Here is a 15,407-nt window from a genome sequence, read left to right as displayed (position 1 = left end):
CCCCGGCGCCGTCTCATCGGCATCTCCTCGCGAGGGATGGGACCGTAGAACGTGAGCGGAGCCGAAGGAGCGAAACGGTGAGCACCGAGGACACCGACACCCCGCAGACCCCCGACGACGACACTTCCCGGCCGCGCCGGCGCTCGCCGCTGGCCGTCGTTTCGGTGGCGGCAGCGGTGCTGGTCGCCGGTGGTGGCGGCGCCTACTGGGCGTCCACCGCGGCGGACGGCGGCACCCGGGGTCCGGGCGCGTCGGGCGAGAACGGATCGCCGAAACCCCTCGCACTGGACGCCTACGCCTCCCCGGGCGGGGAGCGGGGCGGGAACGAGGGCATCGCGCCCGGTGAGCCCGACCCGCACGGCGGCCGCTATGTGATGACGGGCAAGCTGCCGGACGGGCCCGACAAGGCCCCGGTGTATCTGACCGACCCGAAGGTCACCAAGGCCGATGTGGCGCGGCTGGCGAAGGCCCTGGACGTCTCCGGCAGCCCCCGTGCCGACCACGGGTACTGGAAGGTGGGCGGCACCCCGGACGCGAGCGGCCCGACGCTGCGGGTGAGCCGGACCGGGCCGGGCAGCTGGTCGTACTCCCGCTACGGGGCGCCGGGCGACACCTCCTGCGTCCACCCGGACGGGAAGAAGGCGCCCCAGAGCACCCGGACCGACAAGGGCGACGGGGCGGACAAGGCCGACGAGAGCTGCCCCACCTACCGCGACGGCGACAAGCGCGGTGACAACGGCGCCGCCGAGGGCCGCGACAAGGCCGTCTCCGAGGAGAAGGCCCAGAGCGCCGCCGAGCCGGTGCTCAAGGCGCTCGGGCTGTCGGACGCCAAGCTGGACGCGAGCGGCCTCTACGGCGCCGTGCGGATGGTGAACGCGGACCCGAAGGTGGGCGATCTGCCCACCTACGGCTGGGGCACCAATCTCCAGGTCGGCGCCGACGGCCAGCTGGTCGGCGGCAGCGGAACGCTGTCGAAGCCCAAGGGGGACGACAGCTATCCGGTGCTCAGCGCGGAGCAGGCGCTCCAGCGGCTGAACTCGACGTCGGGCAGGAGCGACGGCCCCTCGGGCAAGGTGACCGTGCGCAAGGTGACGTTCGGCCTCGCCTCGCACATGGTGGACGGCCGGCGGGCGCTGGTGCCGTCGTGGATCTTCGAGACCAAGCCGACCGGGACCAACCGGGTGGCGGTCACCCTGCCCTACCCCGCGGTGAAGCCGGAGTTCATCAAGAAGGCGAAGGAGCCGGGCCACTCCCCCTCGCCGGGCAAGGGGGACGGCACCTCCAAGCCGGATCACCTCACCTCGTACAGCGTGGACGGCAAGACCCTGACGCTGCGCTTCTGGGGCGGGGTCTGCAACACCTACTCGGTCTCCGCGAAGGAGACCTCCGACAAGGTGACGCTGGACCTCAAGAGCGAGCCGAAGCATCCGGGGCGGGCCTGCATCCTCATCGCCAAGCAGCTGGAGCGGAAGGTGACGCTGAAGGAGCCGCTGGACGGCCGGAAGGTCGTGGACGGGTCCACCGGTGAGACGGTGCCGCTGCGGAAGTGAGCGAACGGCTCAGGGCAGCCGGAATTCCAGACAGCCAGACAGCCGGAAGGGGGCGGGCCCACGGGGCCCGCCCCCTTCCGTCGCGCTGTTTACTCCGCCGCGCCCGGGGGCTCAGCTGAAGGAGTCGCCGCAGGCGCAGGAGCCCGTGGCGTTCGGGTTGTCGATGGTGAAGCCCTGCTTCTCGATGGTGTCGACGAAGTCGATCGAGGCACCGCCCAGGTACGGGGCGCTCATGCGGTCGGTCACGACCTTCACACCGCCGAAGTCCTTGACGACGTCGCCGTCGAGCGAGCGCTCGTCGAAGAAGAGCTGGTAGCGCAGGCCGGAGCAGCCGCCGGGCTGGACGGCGACGCGCAGCGCGAGGTCATCGCGGCCCTCCTGCTCCAGCAGGCTCTTGACCTTCGACGCGGCGGCGTCGGACAGGATGATGCCCTCGCTCGCGGTGGTCTCGTCCTGAACGGTCATCTGCTTCTCTCCCGGGTCGTACGGACTGCTTGCCGTTGGCACAAACCAACGGCGTCCCGGATTCATTCCGGGTCCAGCGCCTATCTCCTGTTGCCCTTCATGCTCGCATACGGGCGGACACACCGGAATGCGTCACATCGACACAATGCCTCTCGTCAACGTGACGTGAAGCAGCTATGATAGATAGCGTCATTCTGACGATTAGGGTTCCCAGCGAAGAAAGAAGGGTGCGTGACGTGACCACCGCCCAACCCCTCGACGTGCAGCCGACCCCGCTCGCTCTGCTGCTTCTCGGCCGGGAGGCCGACCCCCGGAGCGAGCGCGGTGTGGAGTGCCCGGGAGACCTCCCGGCGCCCTCCGACCCGGACCTGGTGGCACGCGCCCGCGCGGCCAAGGAGAAGCTCGGGGACAAGGTCTTCGTGCTCGGCCACCACTACCAGCGCGACGAGGTCATCGAGTTCGCTGATGTCACCGGAGACTCGTTCAAGCTCGCCCGGGACGCGGCCGCGCGGCCGGACGCCGAGTACATCGTCTTCTGCGGTGTGCACTTCATGGCCGAGTCCGCCGACATCCTCACCACCGATGCCCAGCAGGTCGTCCTCCCCGATCTGGCGGCCGGCTGCTCGATGGCCGACATGGCCACGGCCGAGCAGGTCGCCGAGTGCTGGGAGGTGCTCACCGAGGCCGGTGTGGCGGATGTGACGGTGCCCGTCTCGTACATGAACTCCTCCGCCGACATCAAGGCGTTCACCGGTCGCCACGGCGGCACGATCTGCACCTCCTCCAATGCCCAGCGGGCGCTGGAGTGGGCGTTCCAGCAGGGCCAGAAGGTGCTGTTCCTGCCCGATCAGCATCTGGGGCGCAATACGGCGGTCCGCGACATGGGCATGTCGCTGGAGGACTGCGTCGTCTACAACCCGCACAAGCCGAACGGCGGGCTCACCCCCGAGGAGCTGCGCGCCGCCACGATGATCCTGTGGCGCGGCCACTGCTCGGTGCACGGTCGCTTCTCGCTGGACTCGGTCAACGATGTGCGCGAGCGCATACCGGGTGTGAACGTGCTGGTGCACCCCGAGTGCAAGCACGAGGTCGTGGCGGCGGCGGACTACGTGGGCTCGACCGAGTACATCATCAAGGCCCTGGAGGCCGCCCCCGCCGGTTCGAAGTGGGCGATCGGCACCGAGCTGAACCTCGTACGGCGCCTGGCCAATCGTTTCGCCGACCAGGGCAAGGAGATTGTCTTCCTCGACAAGACGGTGTGCTTCTGCTCGACCATGAACCGGATCGATCTGCCGCATCTGGTGTGGGCGCTGGAGTCGCTGGTGGCCGGCAAGGTGGTCAACCGCATCCAGGTCGACAAGGAGACCGAGCACTTCGCCAAGCTGGCGCTGGAGCGGATGTTGGCGCTGCCGTAGGCGGTGTCGTCCGGTGATGGGGGCATGGGGGCGGGGCGCGCGATCGTGGCGCCTGCGGCGGGCTGTTCCCCTCCCCGCCCCTTCCCACAACTGGGGCTCCGCCCCAGCCCCCGGCGTTTGGGGCAGAGCCCCGATCCGGGGCCTGGGGCGGAGCCCTGGTTTCGAGGTCTGAGGCAGAGCCCCGATCCGAGCCCTGGGGCAGAACCCCGGGCCAGGGCCAGGGGCAGAGCCCCGATCAGGTCTGGGGCAGAGCCCCGATCCGGGGCCTGGGGCGGAGCCCTGGTTTCGAGGTCTGAGGCAGAGCCCCGATCCGAGCCCTGGGGCAGAACCCCGGGCCAGGGCCAGGGGCAGAGCCCCGATCAGGTCTGGGGCAGAGCCCCGATCCGGGGCCTGGGGCGGAGCCCTGGTTTCGAGGTCTGAGGCAGAGCCCCGATCCGAGCCCTGGGGCAGAACCCCGGGCCAGGGCCAGGGGCAGAGCCCCGATCAGGTCTGGGGCAGAGCCCCGATCCGGGGCCTGGGGCGGAGCCCTGGTTTCGAGATTTGAGGCAGTGCCCCGGTCCGGGGGCTGGGGCAGAGCCCCGACCCGGGGGCTGGGGCGGAGCCCCGGTTTCGGGAAGGGGCGGGGAGGGGGAAACAACACCCGCCTACGACCCTGCGCGGACCAGGCCCGTCTCGTAGGCGATCACCACCAGCTGGGCGCGGTCGCGGGCGCTCAGTTTGGCCATCGCGCGGTTGACATGCGTCTTGACCGTGAGCGGGCTGACCTCCAGCCGGGCGGCGATCTCGTCGTTGGACAGCCCGCCGCCCACCTGGACCAGGACCTCCCGCTCGCGCACGGTCAGGGCGTCCAGCCGTGAGGAGTCATAGGCGTCCTCGCCGCCGCTTCCGTCGCCCTGGGCCAGGAAGCGGGCGATCAGCCCCTTGGTGGCGGCCGGGGACAGCAGTGCCTCGCCCGCCGCCGCGATACGGATCGCCGCGAGCAGCTCATCGGGTTCGGCGCCCTTGCCGAGGAAGCCGCTGGCCCCCGCCCGCAGCGAGTCCACCACGTACTCGTCCACCTCGAAGGTCGTCAGCATGACCACCCGTACGTCCTTGAGCTGCGGGTCTTCGGTGATCATGCGAGTGGCGGCCAGCCCGTCCGTACCGGGCATCCGGATGTCCATCAGGACGACGTCGGCGCCCCGGGCGCGGGCGATCTCCACCGCCTCCGCGCCGTCGGACGCCTCGCCCACCACCTCCATGTCCGGCTCGGAGGCCACCAGGACGCGGAACGCGCTGCGCAGCAGCGCCTGATCGTCCGCCAGCAGCACCTTGATCGTCATGACTCCCCTCCCCTGCGCGGCTGTAGAGGAAGTCTCACCCGCACCCGGAAACCGCCCTCGGGCAGGGGTCCCGCCTCGCAGCTGCCGCGCAGTGCGGTCACCCGCTCGCGCATCCCCAGCAAGCCGTGTCCGCCGCCGGGCTCCGTCCCGTCCGCCCGGGGTGTCCCGGAGCCGTCCGCGCCCTCCGGCGCCTCCTCGGGGCCCTCGGTCCGCGTCCCCGCCCCGTCGTCCTCGACCGTGACCTCCAGGACGTCCGCGACCCGGGCGATACGGATCTCGGCCGTGGCCCCGGGCCCGGCGTGCTTGTGCACATTGGTCAGCGCCTCCTGGACGACCCGGTAGGCCGTGAGGTCCACCGAGCCCGGCAGCGGGCCCAGTTTCTCCGGCGGCTCCGCCCGCACCCGGACCCGCATCCCGGCCCGTACGAAGCCGTCCACGAGCTGGTCCAGCACGGCGATGCCGGGGGCCGGTTCGGTCGGGGCGGCGGGGTCGCCGTACTGCCGCAGCAGGCCGACCGTGGCCCGCAGCTCCTCCAGCGCCGAGCGGCTCGCCTGCCGTACGTGCGCGAGCGCCTCCTTGGCCTGGTCCGGGCGGTTGTCCATGACATGGGAGGCGACCCCGGCCTGGACGTTGACCAGCGCGATGTGATGCGCCACGACATCGTGCAGCTCACGGGCGATCCGCAGCCGCTCCTCGGCGACCCGGCGGCGCGCCTCCTCCTCACGGGTGCGCTCGGCGCGGACCGCCCGCTCCTCGATGGCGGCGACATAGGCGCGCCGGCTGCGCACCGCGTCACCGGCGGCCGCGGCCAGCCCGGTCCAGGCGAACAGGCCCCAGTTCTCCTGTGAGTACCAGGGGTTGAGCGCGAAGAGCATTGCGGCGCCGGTGAGCAGTACGGCCGTGGCGGCGCCGACCCGCCAGGTGGTGGGGCGGTCGGTGCGGGCCGCCACGGTGTAGAGCGCCACCACCACCCCGAACACGATCGAGGTGCGTGGCGGGCCCACGTCATTGGTGACGAGCTCGGTGAGGGTGAGGGCGACGTTGAAGGCGAGCACCCCGCGGGGCAGCTCGCGGCGGAGCACCAGCGAGGCGGCGGCGAGCACGGCCAGCAGCACGAAGAAGGGGCCCAGCGACTGGTGGCGCATGCGCGGACCGGCCACCGCGCCGATCAGGATCAGCGCGAGGACCACCAGCGCCACCAGGGTGTCCAGGGCACGGGGGTGGGCGCACAGCCAGCGGTGCGGACGGGCCAGGCCCGGCCCGACGGCGAGGGGAGTCACGGAATCCAACGGTAAGGGCCGCGGGGGCCGCCCGGCTTCGTGGGCGGCCCGTACCCGGCCGGTGCGGGGAGGTACGACCTGTGCTGGAGTGTGGATCCGGGAGCGCGCCGCACTAGCCCGGAATGAGGCCGTCGTCCTTGAGCATCGCCTTGACTTCCTCGAGGGTCGCGTCGGCGGCGGGGAGGATCAGTTCGGACGGCTGGAGCGCGTCGTCGGGCAGGGGCTCACCGGCCGAGCGCACCGCGTCCAGCAGTGCGCCCAGGGTCCTCCGGAACCCCTCGTGGTCGCCGCCCTCGATCTCCGCGAGCAGCTCGTCGTCCAGCCGGTTCAGTCCTGGCAGATGGCTCTCGGCCACCAGCACCTGGCCCTCCCCCATGATCCGTACGATCATGACGACCTCCTTGGAGACCTCGCCCAGGCGGGGGCGCGGGCTACTGCTTGTCGAACTTGTGCTGGGTCCGGGACTGCTGGGACTCGTCCGTCGTGCCGCCCTCGATCGCCTGCTGCGGGCTGCCGCCGGCCAGCTCGGCCTTCATCCGCTGAAGCTCCAGCTCCACGTCCGTACCGCCGGAGATCCGGTCCAGCTCGGCCGCGATGTCGTCCTTGGCCATACCGGACTGGTCGTCCAGGGCGCCGGAGGCCAGCAGCTCGTCGATCGCGCCGGCGCGCGCCTGGAGCTGCGCCGTCTTGTCCTCGGCACGCTGGATCGCCATGCCGACGTCGCCCATCTCCTCGGAGATGCCGGAGAACGCCTCGCCGATGCGGGTCTGGGCCTGGGCCGCGGTGTAGGTGGCCTTGATGGTCTCCTTGCGCGTACGGAAGGCGTCGACCTTGGCCTGGAGCCGCTGGGCGGCCAGGGTCAGCTTCTCCTCCTCGCCCTGGAGCGTCTGGTGCTGGGTCTCCAGGTCGGTGACCTGCTGCTGCAACGCGGCCCGGCGGGACAGCGCCTCGCGGGCCAGATCCTCCCGGCCGAGCGCGAGCGCCTTGCGGCCCTGGTCCTCCAGCTTGGTGGACTGACCCTGCAACTGGTTGAGCTGAAGCTCCAGGCGCTTGCGCGAGGTCGCCACGTCGGCGACACCGCGGCGCACCTTCTGGAGCAGCTCCAGCTGCTTCTGGTACGAGTAGTCAAGGGTTTCGCGCGGGTCCTCGGCCCGGTCCAGGGCCTTGTTGGCCTTCGCGCGGAAGATCATCCCCATACGCTTCATGACACCGCTCATGGGCCTCGCGCGCCCCCTTCTGACGGACGTGTGACTCCGGCACTCCAACAGACCCAGCCTACGGGCCCTGCTTCCATTACCGCACTGTTCGAGCCCGCTCGCGCTCCTCCTACAGGACGATCAGGCGGTGGGAGTCTCCGGCGCAAGGAGGAGTGCGCCCCCTTTGTCCCGATGAGGGGCGGGACTCCGTTGCCTGATCGTTCCCCCAGAGGCTGGGGCGCACACTCCGCAACCCGTACCCTTGGGCTTTGTGTTCCGAAGCCGTTCCAAGGATGAGCAGGCCGCTACCACCAAGGTGACCGCGGACCAGCCGCAGCAGACCCGTGACCCGCAGGCGCCCAAGGGCCGCCCCACTCCCAAGCGGAGCGAGGCCCAGACGCAGCGCCGCAGCCTGGCGAAGACGCCGGCCAACCGTAAGGACGCCTCCAAGCGTGCGCGCGAGGCCCGCCGCGCCGATCTGGCCAAGCAGCGCCAGGCGCTGGCCGGGGGCGACGAGCGGTATCTGCCGGCCCGCGACAAGGGTCCGGTGCGGCGGTTCGCCCGCGACTTCGTGGACTCGCGGTTCTCCGTCGCCGAGTACTTCCTGCCGCTCGCGGTGGTCATCCTGGTCCTGAGCATGATCCGGGCCGGCGCCATGCAGAGCTATGTGCTGCTGGTGTGGATGGTCGTGATCGTCCTCATCGTGGTCAACTCCCTCGTCCTCGGCGTCCAGCTCAAGCGGCAGCTGCGCAAGCGCTTCCCCGACGAGAATCTGCGCGGCGCGGTGGCGTACGCCCTGATGCGCACCCTCCAGATGCGCCGGCTGCGGCTGCCCAAGCCGCAGGTCAAGCGCGGAGAGCGGCCCTGAGCGGCCCACCCTCCGGCTTCACCGGCGGAGCGGCCGGCTGGCTGAGCCACCTGGGGGGCCTGCGGAACACCGTCCGGCAGGCGCTGGTCGCCCACCAGCTCGATGAGCAGATCACCGCGCGCTTCCCGGTGGGGCAGCGGCTGCGCATCCTCGACGTGGGCGTCGGCCAGGGCACCCAGGCCCTGCGGCTGGCCCGCGCGGGCCATGAGGTGACCGGGCTGGAGTCCGATGCCGCCATGCTCGATGCGGCCCGCGCCGCGCTCGCCGAGGAGCCCGAGGGCATCCGGGGACGGGTGCGGCTGATCGAGGGCGACGGCCGGGAGACCGGGGCACACTTCCTGCCGGGCACCTTCGATGTGGTGCTGTGCCACGGCGTGCTGATGTACGTGTCCGAACCCGATCCGCTGCTCGCCGGGCTGGCCCGGGTGCTGGCCCCCGGCGGTCTGCTCTCGCTGCTGGTGCGCAACGGTGACGCGCTGGCGATGCGGCCGGGTCTTGCCGGGGACTTCGACACCGCGCTGACCGCCTTCGACTCCCCCTCGTACACCAACCGGATCGGGCTGCCGGTGCGCGCCGACCGGCGCGAGGAGCTGGCCGAGACCCTCACCGCGATCGGCGCGCCGCTGCGCGCCTGGTACGGCGTGCGGGTCTTCACCGACCTCGCCCCGGACGACGCGGAGCCGCCGGGCTCCCCGGAGTGGGAGCGGCTGCTGACGGCCGAGGAGCGGGCCGGCCGCACGGATCCCTACCGGGCGGTGGCGGCACTGCTGCATCTGTGCGGGGTGCGCGGCTGAGCCAGGGCCCGGATGCCGATCCGGGGCCGGGATGCTGATCCGGGGCCCGGATGCTGAACCGGGGCCCGGATGCTGAACCGGGGCCCGGATGCTGAACCGGGGCCCGGATGCTGAACCGGGGCCCGGATGCTGAACCGGGGCCGGGGTGGGGTGGCGGTCAGGACCGCCACCCCGCGCTTTCGCCTATTCGGCGCGCAGGCTCATCGGGCCGTAGATCTTCTTCCCGTCCTCGAAGAGGGTCACCTGCTCAGCGCCTCCCTCGAGGAGCTCCCGCCACTCCTCGCCGATCCACGACTCCGCGTCCCCCTGGGTCGGGAACTCCTCCGGCTGCACCGCGGGCTTCGTCTCCGCCCCGTCGGACTTCTCGAACCGCCATGTCCACGCCATTCCAGCCTCCTCCATCCCGCCGACCCACGGGTGATACCCGCCGGTCCACAGCTGATGTCTGCCCGCAGCCTAGGTGACTGATCACTCCGTACGGGGTGACCCCGCGCGACCCGCGAGAACGGACGCGAGACGATCGGGGCGTGGAACTCACTCTTCTGGGCACCGGGGCCCCCGACGGGCTGCCACGCCACGGCTGCCCCTGCGCCGCCTGTGCCGCCGCCGTCGGCGAGGAGGCGCGGGCCGCCACCTCGCTGCTGATCGACGGCGCACTGCTGATCGATCTCACCCCGGGGGCCGCCTTCGCCGCCGCGCGGGCCGGGCACTCGCTGGTGGGCGTCCGGCAGGTGCTGCTCTCCCATCCGCACGCGGGTCCGGCCGTCGAGTTCCCGGCCGGGCTGCCGGCGCCGGGCCGGGTGCCGGACGGCCGCACGCTCTCCCTGATCAGCGGCCACCGGGTGCGGGCGGTCGCGCTGGACTCCCCCGGCACCGGCTACGAGGTCACCGGGCCCGACGGCACCCGGCTGCTGTACCTCCCGCCGGGCGCGGCCGCCGCCGGGCTGCCGAACCCGGCCGAGCCGTACGACATGGTGCTGCTCGACGTGCTGGGCCGCCCCGACGCGCTGGCCGCCCTCCGCGCCTCGGGCGCCGTGGGCGCCACCACCGACGTGCTGGCCGTCCATGTCGACCACACCACCCCGCCCGGCCGGGAGCTGCACCGCCGCCTCGCCACGGCGGGCGCGCGGGCGGTGCCGGACGGCCAGACACTGATCGTCGGCGAGTACCACGCGGTGCCCGACCTGCCGCGCCGCACGCTGGTGCTGGGCGGCGCCCGGTCCGGCAAGTCCCTCGAGGCGGAACGGCGGCTGGCCGCGTTCCCCGACGTCCTGTACGTCGCGACGAGCGGCACCCGCGAGGGTGACCCCGAGTGGGCGGCCCGCATCGCCGCTCACCGCGACCGCCGTCCCGGATCCTGGCGCACCACCGAGACCTGCGACCTGCCCCCGCTGCTCGCCGAGGACGGGCCACCGCTGCTCATCGACTGCCTGGCGCTGTGGCTCACCGACGCGATGGACTCCGTGAGCGCCTGGGACGACGAGAAGTGGGCGCACGGCGGCGAACGCGCCCTCCACGAACGCGTCTCCGCCCTCGTCGCGGCGGTCCGCGCCACGACCCGTACGGTCGTCGCGGTGAGCAACGAGGTCGGTTCGGGCGTCGTCCCCGCGACCGCTTCCGGCCGCCGCTTCCGCGACGAACTGGGCCGCCTGAACGCGGCGTTCGCCGGGGAGTGCGAGCAGGTGCTGTTGGTGGTGGCGGGTCAGCCCTTGCCGCTGCGCGGCTGATCGCGGACCGGGGCGCTGGGCCGGGGCGCTGGGCGGGGGTGCCGGGCGGGGCGCTGGACGGGGGTGCCGGGCGGGGCGCTGGACGGGGGTGCCGGGCCGGAGTGCCGGGCGCGCGGGGTTGCTCGGCTCGGTTGGGTGCGGCTTTCGTCTCGCGCCTTCGGCGCAATTGAGCAGCGGGGCAGGGGGGTGGGGGGCGCGGCGCCGCCGCCGGGCGCCGGGTCGGCGGGGGTGGGCGCCGGTGGCGGCTTCCGTGGCCCTGGGGCCGAGGTCCCTCCGGGCTGCTGGCCGGTGGTCCCGAACGGCGGCCCCTCCGGGGTACCCCTCTCGAAAACACTTGATCTGGCGCAACTAATTTGTCAAACGTTTTCGGAGGGGGTACCCCGACCCCCGGCGACCCCGCAGTCCGGCAACGGGCCCAGCCCCCGTAGGCCCGAGCCGCCACGGTCCCCGCGCCCCACCGGCCCGGCGCCCGGCGACGCGGCCCGCGCCCCCCACCCCCTGCCCCGCTGCTCAATTGCGCCGAAGGCGCGAGACGGCGCCGCAGCCGACCGAGCCGAGTAGGCCGACGCAGGCCCCGGCCCGCGCCCGGCCCGCGCGCCCGTGTCCAGCCCGCGCCCGGCCCGCGCCCGTGCCTGCGCCCGCCCGGGGCCTGCCCGGGGCCTGCCCGGGGCCTGCCCGGGGCCTGCCCGGGGCCTGCCCGGGGCTCAACGGGCGGACGCCGTACCGGTTCCCGGGGCGCCCGGTAGGGTTCGCCAGGTGAGTGCTCTCAATCTCGATGACTTCGTCGACCTGATCGAGCGCCCCGACGGGGGCATCCGGCGTGACGCCGAGGAGCGCCGCGAGCGGCTCGCGTTGCCGCCGGGCGCGCTCGGGCGGCTGGACGAACTGGGCGAGTGGCTGGCCGCCGCTCAGCAGCGGGTGCCGGTCAAGCCCATCGAGCAGCCCCGCGTGGTCCTGTTCGCGGGCGACCACGGCGTCTCCGACCTCGGTGTCTCCGCCCGCCCCGCCAGGAGCGCCCACCGTCTGGTCCGCGCCGTGCTCGACGGCGAGAGCCCGGCCGCCATCCTCGCCGCCCGTCTCGGCGCGCGCGTCCGCGTCATCGACATGGCCCTGGACTGCGACCCCGAGGACCTCCCCGACGACGTCACCCGCCACCGCGTACGCCGGGCGTCCGGCCGGATCGACCTCGAGGACGCGCTCACCCTGGACGAGGCCGAGCGGGCCTTCCGCGCCGGGATGGCCATCGCCGACGAGGAGGCGGACTCCGGCACGGACCTCCTCGTCCTCGGCGACCTCAGCGTCGGCGGCACCACCGCCGCGGCCACGCTGATCGCCGCGTTGTGCGGTACGGACGCGTCCGTGGTCACCGGCCGCGGCGGGGCCGCCATCGACGACCTCGCCTGGATGCGCAAGTGCGCCGCCATCCGTGACGGGCTGCGCCGCGCCCGCCCGGTGCTCGGCGATCAGCTCCAGCTGCTGGCCACCGTCGGCGGCGCCGATCTCGCCGCGATCACCGGCTTCCTGCTCCAGAGCGCCGTACGCCGCACCCCCGTGATCCTCGACGGCGTCGTCTCGGCGGCCTGCGCGCTGGTCGCCCAGCGGGTGGCGTTCCGCGCCCCGGACTGGTGGCTGGCCGGTCAGGCCAGCGGCGAACCGGGGCAGGAGAAGGCCCTCGACCGCATCGCCCTCACCCCGCTGCTCGACCACGGCGTCACGGTCGGCGAGGGCACGGGCGCGCTGCTCGCCCTGCCGCTCGTGCAGGCGGCCGCGGCCCTGCACGCGGAGCTCCCGGAGCGCGACGGCTAGGGCCCGGCCCTACGGGGTGCCGCCACGTGACAAGGGCTCCGCCCCTGAACCCCGGGCTCTGGGGCAGAGCCCCGCCTTCCGGCCCCTCCAGGGGGCACCTCCCAGCGGTAGCTGGGGCACCTTCCAGCCCCTCCGGCGATTGAGGAGCGGGGTCCGGGGCGGAGCCCCAGTTTCGGGAAGGGGCGGGGAGGGGAGCAGCCCGCCGCAGGCGTCCCCAAGATCCGCCGGCCCCCTCAGCCGAAGGTCAGGACCACCAGGGCAGTCGTGGCGGCCGTTTCCGCCAGCGCGCCGAAGACATCGCCGGTCACCCCGCCGAGACGACGGTGGCAGTGGTGCAGGAGGAGCTCGGCGGCCGCCAGGGCGGCCAGGGCGGCGAAGGCGTTACGGACGACGTCGTACGGGCCGAACGGGACGGCCACCACCGCACAGCCCACCACCGTCACCGCCGCCACGACACCGGCGGAACGCCACGGCACACTGCCCGCGACCGCCGCGCCCAGCCCCTCCGGGCGCGCCGCCGGAACCCCCACGCGGGCCGCGAGGGTCAGGGCGCAGCGCGCGGCGACACCGGCCACGGCCGCCCCGACCGCGCCGTGCGCCCAGTCCTGTCCGTACAGCTCGGCCAGGGCCGCCACCTGCCCGAGCAGGACGAACAGCAGCGTGATCACGCCGAACGGCCCGATGTCCGACCGCTTCATGATGCGCAGCGCGTCCTCGGCGGGCTTCCCGCTGCCGAGCCCGTCCGCGGTGTCGGCGAGCCCGTCGAGGTGGAGGCCGCGGGTCAGTACGGCGGGTATCGCGGCGGTGGCCACGGCCGCGAGCAGCGCGCCACCGCCCAGGAACAGCGACACCCCGCCCACCGCGGCCGCGCACAGCCCCACGGCCAGCCCGGCCAGCGGAGCGCACAGCATCCCCGTGTGCGCCGCCTCCCGGTCCCAGCGCGTGCCCCGTACGGGCAACATCGTGAGCGTGCCGAACGCGAAGCGGACCCCGTCACTCCAGGGGGCACGCGGGGCGTGCGCGGGAGGCGGGTCGTAGTCGGGCCGCGGCGGATGCTCCGGCCGGCCAGCTCGCACCCGCTCCGCGCCCTCTGACGGCTCGGAGGGCTCTGACGGCTCGGCGGGCGCGGAGGGCGCGGAGGGCGCGGAGGGCGCGGAGCTCTCCGGCCCGTCGGGCTCGGGCCCGGCCTCCGGCGGGCGTGCGGACGGCTGCGACTGCGGCTGCGGCGGCTCCGGCGTGGTGTCCATCGCGCGGAAGGCTATCCCGGCCACCCGCAGCGGGTAAGCCCCAGGGCACGCCCCTGTCGAGCCCTAAATCGGGCCTAGGCGGCCCTAAATCGGGCCTAGGCATACGATGCGGAGGGGCGCGGCCTGCCAATCCATGACGGCCGACGAACTACCGGAAGAGGGACCCGACAACTGTGACTGCTCTGACTCTCAGCACCTCGTCCGCCGCGGCACTGCGCGCGGACGCCGTCGTCGTCGGTGTGGCGAAGGGGGCCAAGGGCCCCGTCGTCGCTGTCGGCGCCGAGGCCGTGGACAAGGCGTTCGGCGGGAAGCTGGCCGCCGTTCTGGAGACGCTCGGCGCGACAGGCGCCGAGGGCGAGGTGACCAAACTGCCCTCCGCGTCCGGCCTCAAGGCCCCGGTCGTGCTGGCGGTTGGGCTGGGCGAGGTCCCGGCCAAGGGCGACGGCTATGACGCCGAGACGCTGCGCCGGGCCGCGGGCGCGGCCGCCCGTGCGCTGTCCGGTTCGAAGAAGGGCGCGTTCGCGCTGCCGATCGAGGACCCGGCCGACGCCACCGCCGTGGCCGAGGGCGCGCTGCTCGGGGCGTACACGTACGACAAGAGCAACGGCAACGGCAACGGCGGCAGCGCCAAGAACAAGGACAAGAAGAACAACGGGCCGCTCGCCGAGGTCGCCCTCGTCGGCGGCAAGCCGCGCGACAAGGCGTACAAGGCGGCCGTCGAGCGCGCCACCGCCCTCGTCGCGGAGGTCAACCGCGCCCGCGACCTGATCAACACCCCGTCCAACCTCCTCAACCCGGCCTCCTTCGCGGCCGAGGCGGTCGCGGCCGCCAAGGAGCACGGCCTCAAGACCGAGGTGCTGGACGAGAAGGCGCTCAAGAAGGGCGGGTACGGCGGCATCCTCGGCGTCGGCCAGGGCTCGGAGGCCCCGCCGCGGCTGGTCCGGATCGCGTACACCCACCCCAAGGCCGAGAAGACGCTCGCCCTGGTGGGCAAGGGCATCACCTATGACTCGGGCGGCATCTCCCTCAAGCCGGCCGGTCACAACGAGACGATGAAGTGCGACATGAGCGGTGCCGCCGCCGTGTTCGCCACGGTCGTCACCGCCGCGAAGCTGGGCCTGCGGGTCAATCTGACGGGCTGGCTGGCGCTCGCCGAGAACATGCCGTCGGGTTCGGCCACCCGCCCCGGCGATGTGCTGTCGATGTACGGCGGCAAGACCGTCGAGGTGCTGAACACCGACGCCGAGGGCCGGCTGGTGCTCGCCGACGCGATCACCCGCGCCGGTGAGGAGAAGCCGGACGCGATCGTGGACGTGGCGACGCTGACCGGTGCGATGGTCCTCGCGCTGGGCAACCGCACGTTCGGGATCATGACGAACGACGAGGCGTTCCGCACCACGCTCCACGAGATCGCGGGGGAGGTCGGCGAGCCGTCCTGGCCCATGCCGCTGCCGGACCACCTCCGTAAGGGCATCGACTCGCCGGTCGCCGATCTGGCGAACATGGGCGAGCGCATGGGTGGCGGTCTGGTGGCCGGCATCTTCCTGAAGGAGTTCGTGGCGGACGGGATCACCTGGGGCCACCTGGACATCGCGGGTCCGGCCTTCAACGAGTCCGGTCCGTTCGGCTACACCCCCAAGGGCGGCACGGGCGCCGCGGTCCGCACCCTGGTGCGGCTGGCCGAGCGCACCGCCGACGGCGACCTCGGCTGAGCCGGGCCCCGCACCGTACGAAACG

At 73.2% G+C, this 15,407-nt stretch carries 14 protein-coding genes; 7 read left to right on the top strand and 7 right to left on the bottom strand.

All coding sequences use genetic code 11. The features are described from left to right. Positions 1 to 77 precede the first annotated feature (77 nt). Positions 78 to 1,550 carry a hypothetical protein gene (locus KHP12_RS36205; protein WP_211834110.1) on the top strand — a complete coding sequence of 491 codons (1,473 nt, stop codon included), beginning with the start codon at positions 78 to 80 and terminating at the stop codon, positions 1,548 to 1,550. 111 nt (positions 1,551 to 1,661) lie between these two features. Here KHP12_RS36205 and KHP12_RS36200 read toward each other — a convergent pair whose 3' ends face one another. Beyond that, positions 1,662 to 2,015 carry a HesB/IscA family protein gene (locus KHP12_RS36200; protein WP_020871998.1) on the bottom strand — a complete coding sequence of 118 codons (354 nt, stop codon included), beginning with the start codon at positions 2,013 to 2,015 and terminating at the stop codon, positions 1,662 to 1,664. A 227-nt stretch (positions 2,016 to 2,242) separates the two neighbouring features. Here KHP12_RS36200 and nadA point away from each other — a divergent pair, with 227 nt between their 5' ends. After that, positions 2,243 to 3,430 (top strand): quinolinate synthase NadA, encoded by a 1,188-nt coding sequence (nadA, locus tag KHP12_RS36195; RefSeq protein ID WP_037949154.1) that lies wholly within the window; start codon positions 2,243 to 2,245, stop codon positions 3,428 to 3,430. A gap of 644 nt (positions 3,431 to 4,074) precedes the next feature. On the opposite strand, the gene KHP12_RS36190 is transcribed toward nadA, so the two are convergent. The 4 genes from KHP12_RS36190 to KHP12_RS36175 all read right to left on the bottom strand — a co-directional run bounded on the left by KHP12_RS36190 (position 4,075) and on the right by KHP12_RS36175 (position 7,249). Next, positions 4,075 to 4,752, bottom strand: a complete 678-nt coding sequence (locus KHP12_RS36190) for a response regulator transcription factor (RefSeq protein WP_086886346.1) — start codon at positions 4,750 to 4,752, stop codon at positions 4,075 to 4,077. Next, positions 4,749 to 6,041, bottom strand: a complete 1,293-nt coding sequence (locus KHP12_RS36185) for a sensor histidine kinase (protein WP_086886347.1) — start codon at positions 6,039 to 6,041, stop codon at positions 4,749 to 4,751. The genes KHP12_RS36190 and KHP12_RS36185 overlap by 4 nt, the downstream gene beginning before the upstream one ends. 103 nt (positions 6,042 to 6,144) lie before the next feature. Next, entirely contained in the window at positions 6,145 to 6,423 is a 279-nt protein-coding gene (pspAA, locus tag KHP12_RS36180) for a PspA-associated protein PspAA (RefSeq protein ID WP_020871994.1), read from the bottom strand. Positions 6,424 to 6,463: 40 nt separating this feature from the next. After that, complete coding sequence (locus KHP12_RS36175; RefSeq protein WP_171072328.1) at positions 6,464 to 7,249, bottom strand: PspA/IM30 family protein; 786 nt, start codon at positions 7,247 to 7,249, stop codon at positions 6,464 to 6,466. A 250-nt stretch (positions 7,250 to 7,499) separates the two neighbouring features. Between KHP12_RS36175 and KHP12_RS36170 the strand changes: the two genes are divergently transcribed. Both KHP12_RS36170 and KHP12_RS36165 read left to right on the top strand, forming a co-directional pair. Continuing rightward, on the top strand, positions 7,500 to 8,096 hold the full coding sequence (locus KHP12_RS36170) for a DUF3043 domain-containing protein (protein WP_086882079.1): 597 nt from the start codon (positions 7,500 to 7,502) through the stop codon (positions 8,094 to 8,096). A gap of 59 nt (positions 8,097 to 8,155) precedes the next feature. Next, a complete protein-coding gene (locus tag KHP12_RS36165) occupies positions 8,156 to 8,890 on the top strand; it encodes a methyltransferase domain-containing protein (protein ID WP_372455321.1) in 735 nt (244 codons plus the stop codon). 183 nt (positions 8,891 to 9,073) lie between these two features. On the opposite strand, the gene KHP12_RS36160 is transcribed toward KHP12_RS36165, so the two are convergent. Beyond that, positions 9,074 to 9,277 carry a hypothetical protein gene (locus KHP12_RS36160; RefSeq protein WP_020871990.1) on the bottom strand — a complete coding sequence of 68 codons (204 nt, stop codon included), beginning with the start codon at positions 9,275 to 9,277 and terminating at the stop codon, positions 9,074 to 9,076. Positions 9,278 to 9,417: 140 nt separating this feature from the next. Here KHP12_RS36160 and KHP12_RS36155 point away from each other — a divergent pair, with 140 nt between their 5' ends. Together KHP12_RS36155 and cobT are read left to right on the top strand one after the other, a co-directional pair. Continuing rightward, positions 9,418 to 10,617, top strand: a complete 1,200-nt coding sequence (locus tag KHP12_RS36155; RefSeq protein WP_086882078.1) for a bifunctional adenosylcobinamide kinase/adenosylcobinamide-phosphate guanylyltransferase — start codon at positions 9,418 to 9,420, stop codon at positions 10,615 to 10,617. Between the two features lie 756 nt (positions 10,618 to 11,373). Next, positions 11,374 to 12,423 (top strand): nicotinate-nucleotide--dimethylbenzimidazole phosphoribosyltransferase, encoded by a 1,050-nt coding sequence (gene cobT / locus KHP12_RS36150; protein WP_086882519.1) that lies wholly within the window; start codon positions 11,374 to 11,376, stop codon positions 12,421 to 12,423. Positions 12,424 to 12,656: 233 nt separating this feature from the next. Here the strand turns inward: cobT and KHP12_RS36145 are convergent, their stop codons facing one another. After that, positions 12,657 to 13,499 (bottom strand): adenosylcobinamide-GDP ribazoletransferase, encoded by an 843-nt coding sequence (locus tag KHP12_RS36145; protein ID WP_308017059.1) that lies wholly within the window; start codon positions 13,497 to 13,499, stop codon positions 12,657 to 12,659. Positions 13,500 to 13,843: 344 nt separating this feature from the next. Here KHP12_RS36145 and KHP12_RS36140 point away from each other — a divergent pair, with 344 nt between their 5' ends. After that, on the top strand, positions 13,844 to 15,382 hold the full coding sequence (locus tag KHP12_RS36140; RefSeq protein WP_211834109.1) for a leucyl aminopeptidase: 1,539 nt from the start codon (positions 13,844 to 13,846) through the stop codon (positions 15,380 to 15,382). Positions 15,383 to 15,407 lie beyond the last annotated feature (25 nt).

It is taken from the genome of Streptomyces asiaticus, assembly GCF_018138715.1.
Taxonomy (GTDB): domain Bacteria; phylum Actinomycetota; class Actinomycetes; order Streptomycetales; family Streptomycetaceae; genus Streptomyces; species Streptomyces asiaticus.
The sequence above is the reverse complement of the archived record's forward strand: the minus strand, read 5'-3'. Positions and strand labels throughout refer to the sequence as shown.

What these genes read in the sequence shown, in the direction of transcription:
- KHP12_RS36175 (WP_171072328.1), bottom strand. Translation starts at nt 7,249, where the DNA reads ATGAGCGGTGTCATGAAGCGTATGGGGATGATCTTCCGCGCGAAGGCC.
- KHP12_RS36190 (WP_086886346.1), bottom strand. Translation starts at nt 4,752, where the DNA reads ATGACGATCAAGGTGCTGCTGGCGGACGATCAGGCGCTGCTGCGCAGC.
- KHP12_RS36160 (WP_020871990.1), bottom strand. Translation starts at nt 9,277, where the DNA reads ATGGCGTGGACATGGCGGTTCGAGAAGTCCGACGGGGCGGAGACGAAG.
- KHP12_RS36200 (WP_020871998.1), bottom strand. Translation starts at nt 2,015, where the DNA reads ATGACCGTTCAGGACGAGACCACCGCGAGCGAGGGCATCATCCTGTCC.
- pspAA (WP_020871994.1), bottom strand. Translation starts at nt 6,423, where the DNA reads ATGATCGTACGGATCATGGGGGAGGGCCAGGTGCTGGTGGCCGAGAGC.